The organism is uncultured Chitinophaga sp. (genome assembly GCF_937874145.1).
Lineage (GTDB): Bacteria > Bacteroidota > Bacteroidia > Chitinophagales > Chitinophagaceae > Chitinophaga.
Window position 1 is genome coordinate 1 of sequence record NZ_CALNBI010000414.1, and the last position, 2,722, is coordinate 2,722.

Consider the following 2,722-nt stretch of genomic DNA (forward strand, 5'->3'; position numbering starts at 1 on the left):
GGTGACCAGCTGGCCGGAGGGGTCGGGGAGTTGCGCAATATCGTCCAGGCTTTGGGCCAGGTCGCGGATGCGGCTCCCGTTGAGCAGCAGCCTGTCTTTCCGCGGGTCGCCGTCGGGCATGGCGTCGAGATCTTTTTGATTTTCGGCCATTATGGCGGCGGCGTTGTCCTGCAGCAGGGCGCCGATGCGGCGAAGGATCGCCTGTTTGGCGGCGTCGGCCGAGGATTTGACGGAGCGGGAGGCGTTTTGCGCTTTTTCGAGGAGGGGTATGATGGTGGTGGACATAATTAATTTTTTAAAGGATCACGATTTCGTCGGCATGGGCTACTTCCACGTTCTTCGCGCGGTTGCCGCCGGCGATGGCTTCGGAGCTGACCTTGGCGCGGGCCACGGCGAACACATCGCCGGATTCACCCGCAATTTCGATCACTTCGCCGCATTCGAACTTCTCCAGCACTTCCCGGACGCCCACGGCGAGCAGGGAATGCCTTTTCTCCAGCGCCTGCTGCGCGCCGGCATCCACGCGGATCCTGCCGGTCACCAGGCTGCCGCTGGCCAGCCATTTGCGGCGGGCGGGCATGCTGCAGGGCTGGGGCGGGCAGAGCGTCCCGGTTTTGCCTTCGGTAGCCAGGGCGATGCCATTGGGCGTACCGATCCCGAAAATCACCACCTGGATGCCCATGCGGGTGGCCAGGCGGGCGAACGTCAGTTTGGACACCATGCCGCCCAGGCCGAGGCTGGATTTGCTGGTGTCGGCCAGCGCAAAGGCGGCTTCGTCGATCACGGGGATCAGGGGAACGATGGTATTCGAACGGTCGAGCACGCCGCCCACGCTGGTGGAAAACAGCAGCATGGAGGCGCCGAATCCCACGGCGATGAGCGTGGCCAGCTCGTCGTTATCGGAAAATTTCAGCTCCAGGTCGCTCACCACGTCGTTTTCGTTGGCGATGGGTATGATGCCGCTGGCCCATAATTCCTCGTAGGTTTTATGAAGCTGGAGGAACTGGTTGCGGTTGGAAAAGTGGCTCCGCTCGCAGAGGCTCTGCGCCACGGGGATGCCGTATTGGGAGAAATGATACGTATAATGGTTGAGCAGCAGGGGGTTGCCGATGGCGGCCGCGGCCTTGCGCTCGCTGATGGTGCCGGAATAATCTTTCAGGAACCGCCTGCCCGCGGCCACCGCCCCGGAAGAAACGAGCACCACATTGTATTGGTCATGCACCGCTGCCACCTGTTTGGCGATCTCGGCTATCACGGATTCATTCAGCTCCCCGTTGCCATGCGTAATGGAGGCCGTACCAAATTTTATGACAAGTATCGGTTTGTTCGTATTTTTCATCTGGGTATAAAAATATTCAAACCCGCCCGTTTCTGCAAGCAGCAATGCCGCCGCGAAACGCCCGCGGCCGGACGCACCCTGTCCGAATCCGGACGTTTCCCCCGGCCGCCCCGATCCGAAACCCTTGCTGGCGCTGCAAACTCATTTATGGCAACCCGTTTGCAGCCTTCGGCCAAATCCTTTCCCGTATGTGGATGAATTATATCAAAATCGCCTGGCGCAACCTCACCCGCAACAAGATGTTCTCCATCATCAACATCCTGGGCCTCGCCATCGGCATCGCCGCTTCGCTGCTGATCCTCCAGTATGTTTCCAACGAACTGGGCTACGACCGGTTCCACGGGAAAGCAGACCGCATCTACCGCCTCAGCCAGCAGCGGATGGATGAAGAAAATAATTACTCCACCGACTGGGCCGCCGGCACCTTCGGCGTGGGCACCCACTTCAAAAATGAATTCCCGGAGATAGAATCCGTCGTAAAGCTCGTCAAAGCCTCGCCGCTGCTGCTGAGCGTCCAGGGCAGGAGCGGGGAAGGCGTGCGGATCGAACAGGCCTTCTGGACCACCCCCTCGTTCCTGCAGGTCTTTTCCGTGCCGCTGATTCACGGCGATGCGAAATCCGTGCTCACCGAACCGCACACCCTGTTGCTTTCCGAGTCGGTAGCCAGGAAACTTTTCGGCACCGAAGACCCCGTGGGCAAAACCGTGCTCCGCAACCAGGGCCGCGCCTTCCGCGTGGTAGGCGTGTACCGCGACCTCCCCGAAAACAGCCACATCCACCCTCAAACCCTCACTTCCTTTTCAACTTTCGTAAAAGACGCCGAAAGCCCCGGCCTGGAAACCACCTGGACCTGGGACGGCTGCCTCACATACCTTCTGCTCCGCCCCGGAACGGCCCCCTCCGCGCTGGAAGCCAAATTTCCCGCCACGGTGAAGCGCCTGGCCAAAATGCCCGACGGCACGCCCGTGCATGTGGCGTATTCGCTGCTGCCGCTGACGGATATCCATCTCTATTCGCACCGCCGCATGGAAGCCGAGCCTAACGGCGACGGGAACACGGTGTACCTGCTGCTCGGGATCGCGCTGTTCATCATCGTCATCGCCTGGATCAATTACATCAACCTCGCCACCGCCCGCGCGCTCAACCGCGCCGTGGAAGTGGGTGTGCGCAAGGCCGTGGGCTCGCAGCGCAGCCAGCTGATCCTGCAATTTCTCTTCGAATCCGCCTTGCTCAACGCCCTGGCGGTGGGGCTCGCGCTGCTGATCATCAGTGCCGCGCTGCCGGTGTTCAACGATATTTCCGGCCAGGATTTAAGCCTGTCGCTGTTCCGGAGCACTACCTTCTGGCTGGCGCTGGGCGCGTTGTACCTGACGGGCTCGTTAT

At 60.8% G+C, this 2,722-nt stretch carries 2 protein-coding genes and 1 pseudogene; 1 reads left to right on the forward strand and 2 read right to left on the reverse strand.

Annotated elements, in window-relative coordinates; genetic code table 11:
• Both Q0510_RS19930 and proB read right to left on the reverse strand, forming a co-directional pair.
• Nucleotides 1–285, reverse strand: a pseudogene (locus Q0510_RS19930) (gamma-glutamyl-phosphate reductase); the annotation flags it as partial.
• 10 nt (nucleotides 286–295) lie between these two features.
• Entirely contained in the window at nucleotides 296–1,339 is a 1,044-nt protein-coding gene (proB, locus tag Q0510_RS19935; RefSeq protein ID WP_298715620.1) for a glutamate 5-kinase, read from the reverse strand.
• Between the two features lie 188 nt (nucleotides 1,340–1,527).
• Between proB and Q0510_RS19940 the strand changes: the two genes are divergently transcribed.
• Nucleotides 1,528–2,722: ABC transporter permease (locus tag Q0510_RS19940; RefSeq protein WP_298715622.1), on the forward strand; the 1,195-nt coding region annotated here is incomplete at its 3' end.